14 protein-coding genes and 1 tRNA gene are annotated in these 15730 nt (G+C 71.1%); 11 read left to right on the top strand and 4 right to left on the bottom strand.

All coding sequences use genetic code 11. The features are described from left to right. The first annotated feature begins 130 nt into the window (after nt 1-130). Both glpR and ACFZBT_RS31300 read left to right on the top strand, forming a co-directional pair. Nucleotides 131-1324, top strand: a complete 1194-nt coding sequence (gene glpR / locus ACFZBT_RS31305) for a gephyrin-like molybdotransferase receptor GlpR (RefSeq protein WP_391110616.1) — start codon at nt 131-133, stop codon at nt 1322-1324. Between the two features lie 81 nt (nt 1325-1405). Further along, nucleotides 1406-1479: transfer RNA gene (locus ACFZBT_RS31300), tRNA-Ala, on the top strand. 64 nt (nt 1480-1543) lie between these two features. Here ACFZBT_RS31300 and ACFZBT_RS31295 read toward each other — a convergent pair. Then, nucleotides 1544-2020 carry a GNAT family N-acetyltransferase gene (locus ACFZBT_RS31295; protein WP_391110613.1) on the bottom strand — a complete coding sequence of 159 codons (477 nt, stop codon included), beginning with the start codon at nt 2018-2020 and terminating at the stop codon, nt 1544-1546. Nucleotides 2021-2109: 89 nt separating this feature from the next. Between ACFZBT_RS31295 and ACFZBT_RS31290 the strand changes: the two genes are divergently transcribed. After that, the gene (locus ACFZBT_RS31290) at nt 2110-2913 is read left to right on the top strand and encodes an exodeoxyribonuclease III (protein WP_391110610.1); all 804 of its coding nucleotides are present in this window, start codon (nt 2110-2112) and stop codon (nt 2911-2913) included. A gap of 183 nt (nt 2914-3096) precedes the next feature. Here the strand turns inward: ACFZBT_RS31290 and ACFZBT_RS31285 are convergent, their stop codons facing one another. Then, nucleotides 3097-3744: a MerR family transcriptional regulator gene (locus ACFZBT_RS31285; protein ID WP_391110607.1), complete on the bottom strand. Its 648-nt coding sequence runs from the start codon at nt 3742-3744 to the stop codon at nt 3097-3099. 130 nt (nt 3745-3874) lie between these two features. On the opposite strand from ACFZBT_RS31285, the gene ACFZBT_RS31280 reads away from it, so the two are divergent. The 4 genes from ACFZBT_RS31280 (at nt 3875) to ACFZBT_RS31265 (ending at nt 7491) form a co-directional block, all read left to right on the top strand. Further along, a complete protein-coding gene (locus tag ACFZBT_RS31280; RefSeq protein WP_391110605.1) occupies nt 3875-5395 on the top strand; it encodes an NAD(P)-binding domain-containing protein in 1521 nt (506 codons plus the stop codon). Next, nucleotides 5392-6324: an alpha/beta fold hydrolase gene (locus ACFZBT_RS31275; RefSeq protein WP_391110602.1), complete on the top strand. Its 933-nt coding sequence runs from the start codon at nt 5392-5394 to the stop codon at nt 6322-6324. The genes ACFZBT_RS31280 and ACFZBT_RS31275 overlap by 4 nt, the downstream gene beginning before the upstream one ends. Beyond that, nucleotides 6321-7205 carry a short-chain dehydrogenase/reductase gene (locus ACFZBT_RS31270; protein ID WP_391110599.1) on the top strand — a complete coding sequence of 295 codons (885 nt, stop codon included), beginning with the start codon at nt 6321-6323 and terminating at the stop codon, nt 7203-7205. Before ACFZBT_RS31275 ends, ACFZBT_RS31270 begins: the two co-directional genes overlap by 4 nt. Before the next feature lie 76 nt (nt 7206-7281). After that, the gene (locus tag ACFZBT_RS31265; RefSeq protein WP_391110596.1) at nt 7282-7491 is read left to right on the top strand and encodes a hypothetical protein; all 210 of its coding nucleotides are present in this window, start codon (nt 7282-7284) and stop codon (nt 7489-7491) included. A 64-nt stretch (nt 7492-7555) separates the two neighbouring features. On the opposite strand, the gene ACFZBT_RS31260 is transcribed toward ACFZBT_RS31265, so the two are convergent. Next, nucleotides 7556-10786 carry a S41 family peptidase gene (locus tag ACFZBT_RS31260; protein WP_391110593.1) on the bottom strand — a complete coding sequence of 1077 codons (3231 nt, stop codon included), beginning with the start codon at nt 10784-10786 and terminating at the stop codon, nt 7556-7558. Nucleotides 10787-10940: 154 nt separating this feature from the next. Between ACFZBT_RS31260 and ACFZBT_RS31255 the strand changes: the two genes are divergently transcribed. After that, on the top strand, nt 10941-11540 hold the full coding sequence (locus ACFZBT_RS31255; RefSeq protein ID WP_391110590.1) for a TetR/AcrR family transcriptional regulator C-terminal ligand-binding domain-containing protein: 600 nt from the start codon (nt 10941-10943) through the stop codon (nt 11538-11540). Nucleotides 11541-11637: 97 nt separating this feature from the next. Continuing rightward, complete coding sequence (locus tag ACFZBT_RS31250; RefSeq protein WP_391110587.1) at nt 11638-13863, top strand: MMPL family transporter; 2226 nt, start codon at nt 11638-11640, stop codon at nt 13861-13863. 95 nt (nt 13864-13958) lie between these two features. Here ACFZBT_RS31250 and ACFZBT_RS31245 read toward each other — a convergent pair whose 3' ends face one another. Next, complete coding sequence (locus tag ACFZBT_RS31245) at nt 13959-14483, bottom strand: ATP-binding protein (RefSeq protein ID WP_391110584.1); 525 nt, start codon at nt 14481-14483, stop codon at nt 13959-13961. Nucleotides 14484-14620: 137 nt separating this feature from the next. Between ACFZBT_RS31245 and ACFZBT_RS31240 the strand changes: the two genes are divergently transcribed. Both ACFZBT_RS31240 and ACFZBT_RS31235 read left to right on the top strand, forming a co-directional pair. Continuing rightward, complete coding sequence (locus ACFZBT_RS31240; RefSeq protein ID WP_391110581.1) at nt 14621-15466, top strand: Scr1 family TA system antitoxin-like transcriptional regulator; 846 nt, start codon at nt 14621-14623, stop codon at nt 15464-15466. Next, a complete protein-coding gene (locus ACFZBT_RS31235; protein WP_391110578.1) occupies nt 15463-15648 on the top strand; it encodes a DUF397 domain-containing protein in 186 nt (61 codons plus the stop codon). The genes ACFZBT_RS31240 and ACFZBT_RS31235 overlap by 4 nt, the downstream gene beginning before the upstream one ends. Nucleotides 15649-15730: the final 82 nt, after the last annotated feature.

Below are 15730 nucleotides of genomic sequence, written 5' to 3'. Positions count from 1 at the left end.
ATGAATTCCCGGCCTGGGTGGTCTGCTGATCGCATCGGTCACAAAAAAAGTTCGAAATATCAGCCAGATCGTGCGACACACCGGCTCAATTGGCAGATGGCCTCACGCAAACCCCTCTACGGTGTGAGACGTGAGCAGCAGCGGCCTCATCTACGCAGTCATTGTCGGGGCCTGGGCCGCCTACTTGGTGCCGATGTGGCTCCGTAGGCAGGACGAGCTGAACGAGGCCCGTCCGACGGAACGCTTCAGCACCGCCATCCGGCTGCTTTCCGGCCGGGCGGGGATGGAGCGCCGGTACGCCAAGGACCTGCGGGCGCGCTCCACCGAGGAGGGGGAGCAGGGCGCCGACGATCCGGATGCCGTCACCGACTCGGTGGACGTCCGGGCCTTCGCCGTGTCCAAAACGCGACCGCAGACCCAGGCACCCGTACCGTCGCCCGCCCAGGAGCAGTCCGGCCGATCGGAACAGCCGGGCCGATCCGAACAGCCGGCCCGCCCGGCGGCCGCGGCCCGCGGAGAGGGCCGCGTGCCCGCCGCCCGGCGCCGCCCCTCGCCGCAGGCCCAGGCGGCCGCGGCACGGGCCCGGCGCTCGAAGGTGCTCGCGCGCCGTCGGCGCACCACCACCATGCTGTTCCTCGCCTTCACCCTCGGCGCGATCGTCGCGGCGGTCGGAGGCCTCGCGTTCCTGTGGGCGCCCGGCGTGCCCGCGGTCATGCTCAGCGTGTACATCGCGTACCTGCGCACCCAGGAGCGCCGCCGCTTCACGTACCAGATGGACCGCCGCCGGGCCGAGCTCGCGGCCCAGCGGCTGCGGGAGCGGCAGCGCCAGCCCGGCCGGCGTGCCGCCGCCGAGGAGTCCGACGAACCGGAGGACGGGCCCGAGCCGGTGACCGACCCCGGCCTGTCCGCCCTCGCGGCCGACCGGCGCGCACTCGTCGAGCAGACCGACCACGCCGAGTGGGTCGACCAGCAGCGCGAGCGGCAGCGGCGCCCCGGGCAGGGCGACAGCTGGGACCCCGTCCCGGTGCCACTGCCGACCTACGTCACCGCACCGGTCGCCCCCCGGGCCACCAGCGACGTCGACCTCGGGGCCCCCGACACCTGGAGCTCGGCACGCTCCAGCGCCGTCACCCCGGACCGTCAGGACGAGGTCGACACCGCGCTCCCCGGCGAGCCGGAACCCCACGCCGAGGAGCGGGCGGACGACGACGGGCGCACCGACGCCCGCCGCGCGGCCTCCGCACGGCGGGCCCGGGAGCGCGGCCGCACCCCGCTGTTCGACCAGTACGAGGACGGGGACCGGCCCCGCGCCGCCAACGAGTAGCCCCGAACCCGCAGGTGACCGCCCCTGGGGAACGGATTTCCAAGCAGGCCGATCGGGGTGCTAAAGTTTCACTCGTTGCAAGGGCCTGTGGCGCAGTCCGGTAGCGCACCTCGTTCGCATCGAGGGGGCCAGGGGTTCAAATCCCCTCAGGTCCACGCAGCTCAGAGCCCCAGTCGGGATTCCGGCTGGGGCTCTGACGTATGTTCAGCACCCCACGCGTCAGAGGCTCTTCGCGAAGCAGCGGCTCGACTCGTAGTGCCGGTAGTAGCCGAACTTCCCGCACGGCTCGTAACCGCTGGACGTGTACAGGGCTATGGCCTCCGGCTGCTTCGTGCCGGTCTCCAGGACCATGCGGGTCCGGCCCGCCGCGCGGGCGTCCTCCTCCAGGGCGGCCAGGATGCGGCGCGCGAGGCCCCGGCCGCGCATGCCGTCGGCCACGTACATGCGCTTGATCTCGGCGTCGCCGTCCAGGTTGCCCTCGTCGTTCGCGTCCTGGCTGCGCCAGCCTCCCGAGGCGACGGGGGAGTCGTGCTCGTCGTACGCGATCAGGTAGGTGCCGTTCGGCGGGACGAAGTCCGACGCGGCCATGACCGTGGCGTCGCCGTCGTCGCCGTAGCGGACCGCGTACTCGGCCTGGACCTGGTCGTTCAGCTTCACGGCGTCGGGGTGGTCGAAGGGGACCCGGCGTATATGCATGCTGAGTACCGTATGTCAGCTCATGTGTAGGGCGGGAGTGTGTTCGATCCGGAACTGGACCTCGTCCAGTGTGCCGGTATCGTGCCGGGGTGCTGACTGTTACCTCTGTGAATGTGAACGGGCTGCGGGCCGCCGCGAAGAAGGGCTTCGTGGAGTGGCTGGCGGCGACTGACGCCGATGTGCTGTGCCTCCAGGAGGTGCGGGCCGAGCCGGAGCAGCTGCCCGAGCACGTCCGCGCGCCCGAGGGGTGGCATGTGACACACGCGCCGGCCGCTGCCAAGGGGCGGGCCGGGGTGTCCCTGTACAGCCGCCGCGAGCCCGACCGGGTGCAGGTCGGGTTCGGGTCGGAGGAGTTCGACGCCAGCGGCCGGTACGTGGAGGCCGACTTCCCGAGCGTCACCGTCGCCTCCCTCTACCTGCCCTCGGGTGAGGTCGGCACCGAGCGGCAGGACGAGAAGATGCGCTTCATGGGCGAGTTCCTCGCCTATCTGAAGGGCCTCAGGGAGCGGGCCGCCGCCGAGGGGCGCGAGGTCCTGGTCTGCGGCGACTGGAACATCGCCCACCAGGAGGCCGACCTCAAGAACTGGCGCGGGAACCGGAAGAACTCCGGGTTCCTGCCGGAGGAGCGGGAGTGGCTGGGACGCGTGCTCGACCCGGCGGACGGTGGCTACGTCGATGTCGTACGGGCGCTGCATCCCGAGGTCGAGGGTCCGTACTCGTGGTGGTCGTACCGGGGGCGGGCCTTCGACAATGATTCAGGTTGGAGGATCGACTACCACCTGGCCACGCCCGGGCTCGCCGGGCGGGCCGTCAAGGGGTTCGTCGAGCGGGCCGCCACGCATGAGGAGCGGTGGTCCGATCACGCGCCCGTGACCGTGGTGTACGACCGCTAGGGCCTGTCGTTTGGATCACGGCGCAGGGAATCGGCAGCACTTCTTCGACGCCGGTGAGCGGGGCCTGGTGCGTGCAGCTGCAAGGCGGAGGAGGGAGTCGACGCGGAGCGTCGGCGACCGACGAGAACGCGGCAGATGTGCGTGCCAGGCCCCGCGTCTGCGGCGTGATCCAAACGACAGGCCCTAGGACGGCCGGCGCATCCGCCGGTCCAGCGCCAGCGACAGTTCCGCCTCCACCACGCTCCGTGCCAGCGGGCGCAGGCGGGGGAGGTCGGTCGGGGAGGCGTGGCGGAGGACCAGGGTGGTGAAGAGTTCGGCCAGGGCGTCGGCGTGGGTGCGGACCTGTTTGGCGGCGTCGAGGACGTCGGCGAGGGGGATGCCCTCGTGGACCAGGGCCGAGGAGACGTCCAGGAGGCGGCGGCTGATGTGGACGATCTCGTCGCCGTCGGTGCCGAGGTAGCCGAGTTCCATCGCGGCGGCGAGGTTCTCCGGTGTGGTCTCGCCGGCGAAGTGGTCGGCGAGTTCCTCGGGGGTGAGGTGAACCGGTTCTTCCTCGGTGGGGGCGCCTCCGACACCCAGCAGGTCGCCGACGTCCCGGCCGTTGTCGAAGGCCTCCGCGAGTTCCGCGATGCCGCTGAGGGTGTGGCCGCGTTCCAGCAGGGCCGTGATGGTGCGAAGGCGGGCCAGGTGGTGGTCGTCGTACCAGGCGATACGGCCTTCCCTGCGGGGTGGCGGGATCAGTTTGCGTTCGCGGTAGAAACGCAGGGTGCGCACCGTGATCCCGGCGAGGCGGGCCAGCTCTTCCATGCGGTATTCACGCTTCTCGGCCACCTGGGCACCTTAAGGCGTACCACGGGTAACTTCCTCGTTCCGCCCCCTACCCATCAGTACGCCGCTGCCCTACGCTCCCATTGCGCCAGTGTTCACTGGCATGGTTCTCGTGGTGTGTGGAGGTGTCGGCATGGGCGAACGCGAACACGAACGCGAGCATGTGCGGGTCGCGGTGATCGGGTCCGGGTTCGGCGGGCTGGGGGCCGCCGTGCGGCTGCGCCGCGAGGGCGTCACCGACTTCGTCGTCCTGGAGCGGGCGAGCAGCGTCGGCGGCACCTGGCGGGACAACAGCTACCCGGGGTGCCGGTGCGACGTGCCCTCGCATCTGTACTCGTTCTCCTTCGCGCCCAACCCCGAATGGCCGCGCACCTTCTCCGGGCAGGAGCACATCCGCGCGTATCTGGAGCACGTCACGGACGTGTTCCGGCTGCGGCCGCACCTCCGCTTCGACTCGGAGGTGAAGCGGATGACGTGGAACGCCGAGCGGCTGTGCTGGGACATCGAGACGAGCAGCGGGAATCTGTCGGCGGATCTGGTCGTGTCGGCGACCGGGCCGCTGTCCGATCCGAAGGTGCCGGAGATACCGGGGCTCAAGTCCTTTCCCGGCAAGGTCTTCCACTCGGCCCGCTGGGACCACGACTACGACCTGCGCGGCAAGCGCGTCGCGATGGTGGGGACCGGGGCCTCGGCGGCCCAGATCGTGCCGGCCATCCAGCCCGACGTCTCGCGCCTGACCCTGTTCCAGCGGACCGCGCCCTGGGTCATGCCCCGCATCGACCGGAACATCAGCGACGGCGAGCGGTGGCTGCACCGGCAGCTGCCCTTCACCTCGCAGGTTCGGCGCGGACTGCTGTGGGGCATCCGCGAGTTGCAGGTGCAGGCGTTCACCAAGCACCCGAAGCAGCTCGGCCTCGTCGAGGAGATGGCCCGGCGCAACATGGCCCGCTCCATCAAGGACCCGGCCCTGCGGGCGAAGCTCACACCGGACTACCGCATCGGCTGCAAGCGGATCCTGCTGTCCAGCGACTATTACCCGGCGCTCGCGCAGCCCAATGTGGACGTGGTCGCGAGCGGCCTGGCCGAGGTGCGCGGATCGACCCTGGTCGCCGCCGACGGCAGTGAGGCCGAGGTCGACGCCATCGTCTTCGGCACCGGGTTCCACGTCACCGACATGCCCATCGCGGACCGGGTCGTGGGCGCCGACGGGCGGACCCTCGCGGAGACCTGGAAGGGCGGCATGGAGGCCCTGCGCGGCGCCGCCGCCGCCGGATTCCCCAACTGGATGACGATCATCGGGCCCAACACCGGCCTCGGGAACTCCTCGATGATCCTCATGATCGAGTCCCAGCTGAACTACCTGGCCGACTACGTCCGTCAGCTCGACGTCCTGGGCGGCAGGGTCGCCCTCGACGCCCGCCCGGGTGCCGTACGGGCCTGGAACCACCGGGTGCAGGAGCGTATGAAGCGCACGGTGTGGAACACCGGCGGCTGCACCAGCTGGTACCTCGACGCGAGCGGCCGCAACACCACCATCTGGCCCGGCACGACAGGCGAGTTCCGGCGGGCGACGCGACGGGTGGATCTCGCCGAGTACGACGTCCTGCGCGTGCCCGCGCGGAAGGAAGCCGAGAAGGCCGGGGTGGACGCGTGAGCCGGCTGCTGCGTGTCGAGGCAGGGCCCTACGCCCCGCCCGTCCCCGCCCGGGAGCTGACCGCCGTCTCCGCCGACGGCGCGCGGCTGCACGTGGAGATCCACGGTCCCGACGGCGCCCCGGCCGTCGTCCTCGCCCACGGCTGGACCTGCTCCACCGCCTTCTGGGCGGCGCAGATCCGCGAACTGGCCGCCGACCACCGGGTCATCGCCTACGACCAGCGCGGCCACGGGCGCAGCCCCGCGAGCCCCGCGTGCAGCGCCGAGGCGCTCGCGGACGACCTGGAGGCCGTACTCGAGGCCACCCTGGCGCCCGGCGAACAGGCCGTGATCGCCGGGCACTCCATGGGCGGCATGACCGTGATGGCGGCCTCGGAGCGGGCCGCCTTCCGTGCGCACGCGGCCGCCGTCCTGCTGTGCAGCACCGGCAGTTCGCAGCTGGTCGCCGCCTCCACCGTCGTACCGATCCGGGCCGGGCGGCCGCGCACCTGGCTGACGCGGCGCATCCTCGGCTCCCGGGCGCCGCTCGGGCCGGTCACACCGCTGGCCCGGCGGATCCTCAAGTACGGCACGATGGGCGCCGGTTCGGCCCCGCACATGGTCGAGGCATGCGCCCGCATCGTGCACGCCTGCCCCCGCAAGGTCCGCCACTCCTGGTCGCAGGTCCTGGACCTGCTCGACCTCGACCACGGTGTACGGGAACTGCGGGTGCCCACGGCCGTCGTCGTCGGTACGGCGGACCGGCTGACCCCGCCGGTGCAGGCCCGGGCCCTGGCCGCCGCGCTGCCGCAGTGCACCGGACTCACCGAGCTGCCCGGCATCGGCCACATGACGCCCATCGAGGCGCCCGGCCTGGTCGGCGGCACGATCCGGGAACTCGTCCACGCACACATCCGGCCCGTCCAGGCCGTATCCGAGGAGAGCGCATGAGCAGGGTCAGCCTCGAAGGGAAGGTCGCCGTGGTGACCGGGGCCGCGCGCGGTGTCGGGGAGTTGCTGGCCCGCAAGCTCTCCGCGCGCGGCGTGAAGGTGGCGCTGGTCGGTCTGGAGCCGGACGCGCTCAAGGAGGTCTCCGGGCGGCTGCACAGCGACAGCGACCACTGGCACGCCGACGTCACCGACCACGAGGCGATGGCCCGAGTGGCGAGCGAGGTGAAGGAGCGCTTCGGGCGGGTCGACATCGTCGTCGCCAACGCCGGTGTCGCCACCGGCGGTCCCTTCACCGACTCCGACCCGGAGTCCTGGCGGCGGGTGATCGAGGTCAACCTGATCGGCTCGGCGGTGACCGGCCGCGCCTTCCTGCCGATGCTGCTCCGGAGCCGGGGCTATCTGCTCCAGATCGCGTCCCTCGCCGCGATCACCCCGGCGCCGATGATGACCGCGTACTGCGCCTCCAAGTCCGGTGTGGAGGCGTACGCGCACAGCCTGCGCGCCGAGGTCGGGCACCGGGGCGTGAGGGTCGGCGTCGGGTATCTCTCGTGGACCGACACCGACATGGTGCGCGGGGCCGACCAGGACGACGTCATGCGGGAGTTGAGGCAGCGGCTGCCCTGGCCGTCCAACAAGACCTATCCGCTGGGCCCGGCCGTGGACCGGCTCGTGGCCGGGATCGAGAACCGGTCGAGCCATGTGTACGGGCAGTGGTGGCTGCGCGGCATGCAGGGGGTGCGCGGTTACCTGCCCGGGGTCATCGGGACGGTGGGGCAGCGCGAGATGCGGCGGTTCGCGGACCGGCTCACGGGCATGCGCACGGGCCTGGTCGGGGCGGGCGGAGCGGCCGACGAACAGCAGCGGGCTACGCTCCGTGAGTGATCGACATGCGCAGGGTCACGACCCGTGTGAATCTGATCGAGCCAGATCCCCTCACCCCCAACGGGAGTGAACCCACATGGGTATGAAGGACCAGTTCCAGGAGAAGTCCGAGCAGTGGCAGAACCAGGCCCGTCAGAAGGCCGACCAGGCCCGCGAGCAGATGCAGGGCCGTGGTCGCCGGCGCGACGAGGACATGGAGTCGCCGCAGCACCCGCAGCACCCGCAGCGTGACCGTGAGCGGGAGCGCGAGCACGAGGACCGCTTCGACCAGGACTACGACGCCTGACGACGCGTGCTGAAGGGAAGGGGTGCCTCGCGCGGGGCACCCCTTCCGCACGTCCTCGCGGGCCTCACCTACGCGGCGGCAGCTTCGGCCGGGAGCGGTCCGGTACGTCGCTGTACGTCGGCGGCACCGCCGCGGGACTGCTCTCCAGCAGCCCGAGCGCCAGCTCCACCGCGTCGGTCAGCTGGGCGTGGCGGCCCTCCGCCCAGTCCAGCGGGGTGCGCAGGACGTCGATGTCGGGGGCGACCCCCCTGTTCTCCACCGACCAGCCGTAGGCGTCGAACCAGGCCGCGTTCATCGGCACCGTGATCACCGTGCCGTCCCCCAGCTCGTGGCGGCCGGTCATGCCGACGACACCGCCCCAGGTGCGCTGCCCCACCACCGGGCCCAGCTTCAGCAGCTTGAACGCGGCCGTGATCATGTCACCGTCGGAGGAGGTCGCCTCGTCCGCCAGGGCCACCACAGGCCCCCTCGGCGCGTTCGAGGTGTACGACACGGGCTGGGCGTCGCGGGTCAGGTCCCAGCCCAGGATCGTGCGGCTCAGGGTCTCGATGACCAGCTCGCTGATGTGGCCGCCCGCGTTGCCGCGCACGTCCACGATCAGCGCGGGCCGCGACACCTCCATGCGCAGGTCGCGGTTGAACTGCGCCCAGCCCGAACCGCCCATGTCCGGGATGTGCAGATAGCCGCAGCGCCCGCCGCTCAATTCCCGGACCACCGCCCGGCGTTTGGCCACCCAGTCCTGGTAGCGCAACGGCCGTTCGTCCACCAGTGGGACGACGGCGACCCGCCGGGGCGGGCCCGCGCTCTCCGCCGGCATGAAGGTCAGCTCCACCGTCGTACCGCCCGCGCCCGCCAGCAGCGGATAGGGGCCCGCGTCCGGATCGACCGGGCGGCCGTCGACATGGGTGAGGACCGCGCCCTCCCGGATGCCCGTGCCGGCCAGCGGGGAGCGGGCCTTGGAGTCGGAGGAGTCGCCGGCCAGGATCCGCAGCACCGTCCAGCCGCCGTCCCGGCGTACGAGGTTGGCGCCCAGCAGGCCCTGGCGGCGCTGGTAGTGCGGCGGGCCCTCGTCGCGCCGGGCGGCGGAGACGTACGCGTGGGAGGTGCCCAGCTCGCCCAGCACCTCGCGCAGCAGGTCGGCGAACTCGTCCGGGGAGGCGACCCGTTCGACCAGCGGACGGTACTGGTCCAGCACCCCGGCCCAGTCGATGCCGCACATGCCCGGCTCCCAGAAGTACGCCCGGATCAGCCGCCCGGCCTCCTCGTACGCCTGCCGCCACTCCGCCGCCGGGTCGACCACGTGCAGGATGCGGCGCGCGTCGATCCACACCACCGTGTCGGCGTCGCCCGACTCGGTGGCCGGCACCGCGCGCAACTCGCCCTCGTCGACCACGACCAGTCTGCTGCCGTCGCCGCTCACCGCGAACCAGTCGAGGTGGTCGACGAGTTCGGACCTCTTGGCCTTGGTGATGCCGAAGTGCTCCAGGGTCGGCCGTCCGCTGGTGTCGTCCGGGTTGGCGAACGTCTCGCCCAGCGCGCCCGAGATCGGCCAGCGCAGCCACACCAGTCCGCCGCCCGCGACCGGGTGCAGCGCCGAGTACTTGGAGGCGGCCACCGGGAAGGGCGTGACCCGGCTCTCCAGACCCTCGGCCTCGACGGTCACCGTGCCGCCGTCCCCGTTCTCGTCGTCCTCCACCGGGTCCAGGCCCCCGGCGGCCGGACGGCCCTCCGGGTTCACCGCGAACGGGGAGGGCGTCGCGGAGGACAGCGGCACGAGGTACGGGCGGCAGCCCAGCGGGAAGGACAGGTCGCCGGTGTGCACGTCGTAGACGGGGTCGAAGCCGCGCCAGGACAGGAAGGCGAGGTAGCGGCCGTCGCGTGTGAACACCGGGTTCTCGTCCTCGAAGCGGCCGTTGGTGACGTCGATGACGGCACCCCCCTCGATCCTGGCCATCTTGATCTGCCGCAGGGTCCGCCCGATGCCCGGATGCGACCAGGTCAGCCACGCCCCGTCCGGGGAGAACGCGAGGTCGCGCACGGGGCCGTTGATCGACCTGATCAGCTCGGTGACCCCGCCGCCGGAGTCCTCGGTGACGTCGATCAGCAGCAGCCGCCCGTCGTGCGAGGCGACGGCGAGCCGCTCGCCCTCCGGGTCGGAGACCAGCTCGCGCACGCGGCCCAGGGCGCCCGAGGCCAGCCGGTACGGCTCGCGGGCGCCGGACGCCCGGGGCAGCGAGGCGATCTCGATCGCGTCCTCGCCCTCAGCGTCCGTCACATACGCCACCCGCCCGCTCGCGCCCAGCATCTCCGGCATCCGCACGCGGACGCCCGGGGTGTCGGTGAGGGTGCGGGCGGGCCCGTCGCGGTGGGTGAGCCAGTACAGGCTGCCGCGTACCACGACGGCGCTGGCCCGCCCGGTCTCGTCGACCGAGAGCCCGTCGAGGTGCTGGGCCGCCGCCACCTGGTACGGCCGTCGCCCCGCGCGCGGCCCGCCCAGCCGTACCTCCAGCCGCCGAGGCGCGGAGCCCGGCGCCAGATCGTCGACCAGCCACAGATCGCCCGCGCACTGGTACACCACCCGGGTTCCGTCGCTGGCGGCGTGCCGGGCGTAGAAGGCGTCGTGGTCGGTGTGACGGCGCAGGTCGGAGCCGTCGTACGCGCAGGAGTAGAGGTTGCCGACGCCCTCGTGGTCGGAGAGGAAGGCGATCCGGCCGGCGACGAACATGGGGGAGTGCAGATGGCCGCCGAGGCCTTCGAGCAGCCGTTCGCCGTGCAGCCACAGCCGGCCCGTGGCCCCGCCCCGGTAGCGCTTCCAGGAGGCCGGTTCGTGCGGCGGGGTGCCGGTGAGGAGCAGGGTCTTCCGCTCCCCGTCCAGGTCGGCGGCCTGGATGTCGGAGACCGGCCCCCAGGGCAGTTTGCGGCCCGGGGTGCCGTCGAGGGGGACCTTGTAGCCCCAGGTGAAGAAGGAGAAGGGCTCGCCGTGCGAGGCCACGGCCAGGATCTCGCCCTCCGGGGTCCAGCCGCAGACCCGGGTGTCGGCGCTGCCCCAGTGGGTCAGCCGGCGGCCCGGGCCGCCGGCCACCGGGACGAGATGGACCTCGGGCACCAGGGTGCGCCAGCTCGTGTACGCGAGGTGGCGGCCGTCGGGCGAGAAGCGGGGGTGGCCCAGCTTGGCGCGGTCGACGGTGAGCCGCCAGGCGCGGCCCGGGGCGTCGAGCGGGGCGAGCCAGAGGTCGTCCTCGGCCACGAAGCACAGTAGGTCGTCATGGAGGTGCGGCAGACGCAGATAGGTCACGTCCTCATGCTTTGCCGGGGGACGGACCAGGGCAACTCAAGGCAAAAGCCCGCCGTGACCCAGCACACGTACGAAACGGTTTCGTTTCCATGAGCGGTGCGCTACATTCGTGACGTACGAAACCGTGTCGTTCGGAGTCAGGAAGGTGAGCGAGATGACTGAGGTCGCCGCCGCGCGTCGCAGTCGGATCACCCCCGAGCGTGAGGCCGAGCTCTACACGGCCGTGCTCGACCTGCTCCGCGAAGTCGGCTACGACGCCCTCACCATGGACGCCGTCGCCGCGCGCACCCGGTCCAGCAAGGCCACCCTCTACCGCCAGTGGGGCGGGAAGCCGGAGCTGGTGGCGAAGGCGATCCGGCACAACAAGCCGGGCAACATCGCCGACATCGACACCGGTTCCCTGCGGGGTGACCTGCACGCCCTCACCTCCCGTGAGGACGACTGCACCATGCAGCAGAACGCCGCGCTGATGCGGGGCCTGTTCATGGCGGTGCACGCCAACCCCGACCTCCTCCAGGCGTTCAAGGAACTCCTCGTGGAGCCGGAGATGGCGGAGTTCCACCGCGTGGTGCAGCGGGCCGTCGACAGAGGCGAGGTCCGCGCCGACTGCCCGGCGCTGGACTACGTCGTCCACATGCTCATCGGCGCGTTCGCGACGCGCACGCTGATCGACGACCAGCCTCCGACGCAGCGGTTCCTCCTCTCGTACATCGACGCCGTGGTCCTCCCCGCCCTCGGCGTGCCCACCGAGTAGTCCCCCTCAGCCAGCCCTTACCTGACGTATCCGCTCACGTCGTCGGGCCGATCACCCCTGCCCTGACCACCCCACGACTGACCGGGAGTACGCCCTCGTGGCCACTTTCCTCTACAAACTCGGCCGGCTCTCGTTCCGGCGGCGGCACTTCGTCGCCCTGATCTGGGTGGCCCTGCTGACCCTCGCCGGTGTCGGCGCGGCCAGTGCCCCCGCCGCGGGCAACAGCTCGTTCTCCATCCCCGGCACGGAGGCCCAGAAGGCCTTCGACCTGCTGGAACAGCGCTTCCCCGGCGCGAGCGCCGACGGAGCCACCGCACGCGTCGTCTTCAAGGCGCCGAGCGGCGAGAAGATGACCGACCCGGGCAACAAGGCGACGGTCCAGGAGACCGTCAAGGAACTCGCCGACGGCTCCGAGGTCGCCCGCGTCACCGACCCGTACCAGGCGAAGGCCGTCAGCAAGGACGGCACGATCGCCTACGCGCAGGTGTCGTACAAGGTCTCCGGCATGGAGCTGGAGGACTCCTCCCGCGACGCCCTTCAGGACAGCGCGCAGGACGCGCGCAAGACCGGGCTGACCGTCGAGATCGGCGGTGACGCGCTCCAGACCGTCCCGCACACCGGATCCAGCGAGATCATCGGCATCGCGGTCGCCGCCGTCGTCCTCGTCATCACCTTCGGCTCCCTGGTCGCGGCCGGTCTGCCGCTGCTGACGGCGCTCATCGGCGTGGGCATCGGCGTCTCCACGATCACCGCCCTGGCCAGTGCGCTGGACCTGGGCTCCACGACCTCCACCCTGGCGATGATGATCGGTCTCGCGGTCGGCATCGACTACGCCCTGTTCATCGTCTCCCGCTACCGCGCCGAACTGGCGGAGGGCCGCGACCGCGAGGAGGCAGCCGGCCGGGCCACCGGCACCGCGGGCTCCGCCGTCGTCTTCGCGGGCCTGACGGTAGTGATCGCGCTGGTGGGTCTGTCCGTCGTCAACATCCCGATGCTGACGAAGATGGGCATCGCGGCGGCGGGCACGGTGGCCATCGCGGTGCTGATCGCGCTGACCATGGTCCCGGCGCTGCTCGGCTACGCGGGCCGCAGGGTGAAGCCGATGGGGGAGAAGGGCAAGCGGTTCGGCCGGGCGTCGAAGGAGCCGTCGGAGCAGCCGTCGAACAAGCCGGAGCGCCCCAACCTGGGCACCCGCTGGGCGAGCTTCGTCGTCCGCCGTCCGATCGCGGTCCTGCTGCTCGGCGTCATCGGCCTCGGCGCGGCGGCCGTCCCCGCGTCGAGCCTGGAACTGGGCCTGCCGGACGACGGCTCCCAGCCCACCTCCACCACCCAGCGCCGCGCCTACGACCTGCTGTCCGAGGGCTTCGGCCCCGGCTTCAACGGCCCGCTGATGGTCGTCGTCGACGCGAAGGACAGCGACGACCCGAAGGCGGCCTTCGCGGAGGTCGGCGACGAGATCAAGGGCCTCAAGGACGTCGTCACGGTGACGCCGCCGGCACCCAACAAGGCCGGCGACACGGCCACGATCACGGTCATCCCGGGCTCGAAGCCGTCGTCCGTCACGACGGAGAACCTGGTCCACGGCATCCGCGACGCCGGCACGGACATCAAGGCCGACACGGACGCGAACGTCCTGGTCACCGGCAGCACGGCGATGAACATCGACGTCAGCGAGAAGCTCAACGACGCGCTGATCCCCTACCTGGTCCTGGTGGTCGGCCTGGCCTTCCTCCTCCTGATCGTCGTCTTCCGCTCCATCCTGGTCCCCCTGAAGGCGGCCCTCGGCTTCCTCCTCTCCGTGATGGCGGCCCTCGGCGCGGTCGTCGCGGTCTTCCAGTGGGGCTGGCTGTCGGGCCTCATGGGCGTGGAGCAGACGGGCCCGGTCATGTCGATGATGCCGATCTTCATGGTCGGCGTGGTCTTCGGACTCGCCATGGACTACGAGGTGTTCCTCGTGACCCGGATGCGGGAGGCCTACGTCCACGGCGAGAAGCCGGGCCAGGCGATCGTGACGGGCTTCCGGCACGGGGCGAGGGTGGTCACCGCCGCCGCGGTCATCATGATGGCCGTCTTCGCCGGCTTCATCGGCTCGTCCGAGTCGATGGTCAAGATGATCGGCTTCGGCCTGGCGATCGCGGTCTTCTTCGACGCGTTCATCGTCCGCATGGCCATCGTCCCGGCCGTCCTGGCCCTCCTCGGCCGCAAGGCCTGGTGGCTGCCCAGGTGGCTGGACCGGGCCCTGCCCAACGTGGACGTCGAGGGCGAGGGCCTGCGCGACGACCCCGACCGGGGCGACACGGACCGGGAGCTGGTGCGGGCCTGACGGCACCCGGGGAAAACGGCCGGTGAGGACTCCGTGGCGACGGGGGCCTCACCGGCTTCTTTCGCGCTGGACACAGAGCGCCATGCCCTGGGCGTCTACTCACTGCGTTCCAGGGTCTCCCTCATGACGTCCTCGAGCGGGACACCGGCTGCCGGATCCGCCACGCGCTCGTCGATGACCCGGTTGATTTCGCGCTCTCCCCACTCCAGCTCCGCCCACACCGTCTTGCGAGGAGGTGGGCCCGGTGTCACGCCCCAGCGGTCGGAGAGGGCGGCTACGAGGAGGAGGCCCCGGCCGGTGGTGGTGTGCGGGGTGGGCCGCGTGAGGTGGGGGAGCAGGTCGCCGCGCGTGTCCGTGACCTCGATACGGAGAGTGCCGCCTACGACGTACAGCAGCAGCCGGAAGTTCCGCCCGGGTACGCGCCCGTGCGTCGCGGCGTTGGTCGCGAGCTCGGCGATGATCTGGTCGGCCGGCTCCAAGGGCAGCCCCCAGCTGCGGAGTTGCTCCGTCGCCAACAGCCGCGCGAGCCGGGCTCCTCGGGGTGTGGGGGAGAGCAGGAGGCTGAAGTTTCGGATGGGGGTGGTGAGGTCGTTTTCGGGGGCAGCCATCTCGCGGTTCATGTGACTCAGCGTGGCGGAATCTGCGTACCGTGATCAGTGGCAGCGGGTGTGCGTATGACTACTGTCCGGGGTTTGTCTGGTGCTGTCTCGGCTGTCTTGGCGGTTGTACGGGTACGGCTGCGCGATGGAGGTGGGGCATGAACGAGGCTGTGGACGAGGCCGGTTGGGATGTCGAGCCGGGGGATGAGATCGAGCCGCTGGTCCAGGCGGTGGGGAAACTGCTGAAGGTGTGCCGGGAGGCGGCGGGGATGCGGGTCGCCGAGCTGGGCGAGGTGCTCGGCTATGGGGAGGACATGGTCCGGAAGATGGAACGGGGGGTGCGGATTCCTCGGCCGGAGCTGTTGGACAGGGCGGATCAAGTGCTGGGCGCGCAGGGGCATCTGCGGGCGTTCATGAAGGACATGGAGAGGGCTCGGTATCCGAAGAAGGTGCGGGAGCTGGCGCAGTTGGAGGAGCGGGCTGTGGAGATGCTGCTCTACAGCAGCCACAACATCCATGGGCTTCTGCAGACGCCGGAGTATGCGAGGGCGCTGTTCGAGATGCGGCAGCCCGCACACTCGCCTGAACAGGTGGAACGGGGAGTCGCCGCCCGGGTGGCACGGAAGTCGATCTTCGAGGTGGAGCCCGCCCCGACGCTCAGTTTTGTCCAGGAACAGGTGACGCTGGAACGCCCTCTCGGTGGGAAGATGGTGCTGCGTCGACAGCTTGAACACCTGCTGGAGGTGGGGAAGTTGAGGAACGTCACCCTCCAAGTCATGCCGACCGAACGCGAAGAACATGCGGGCGTACAGGGCTTGATCGAGGTGCTGAAGTTCGCCGATGGCACGGCGGTCGGACGTTCCGAAGGCGCTTTCAATGGCCGCCCGGTCTCAAGCCCTCGGGATCTCCGCATCCTTGAGCTGCGCTATGGCATGATCCGGGCGCAGGCTCTCACGCCGAGGGAGTCGCTGGCCTTCATCGAGCGGCAGCTGGGAGAACTATGAGCGCCACGGAACTCCACTGGTTCAAGAGCACCTACAGCAGCAGCAGCGAGATAGACGACTGCGTCGAGGTCGCCAACACCCCCGCCACGATCCACATCCGCGACTCCAAGAGCCCGGACACTCCCTACGTAACTGTCGCTTCCACGACGTGGGCGTTGTTCCTCGAGTCCGTCACCGACTGACTGTCGGGGCCGCCCGCTTCTTGGCAGTGTCGTGCTTCCACGGCCTGCCTCAAGGGCGCTGCGCGTCGGCTTCGCCGATCGG

This window comes from Streptomyces sp. NPDC008137 (genome assembly GCF_042957035.1).
Classification (GTDB): domain Bacteria; phylum Actinomycetota; class Actinomycetes; order Streptomycetales; family Streptomycetaceae; genus Streptomyces.
This window is presented reverse-complemented; position numbering and strand designations above follow the sequence as displayed.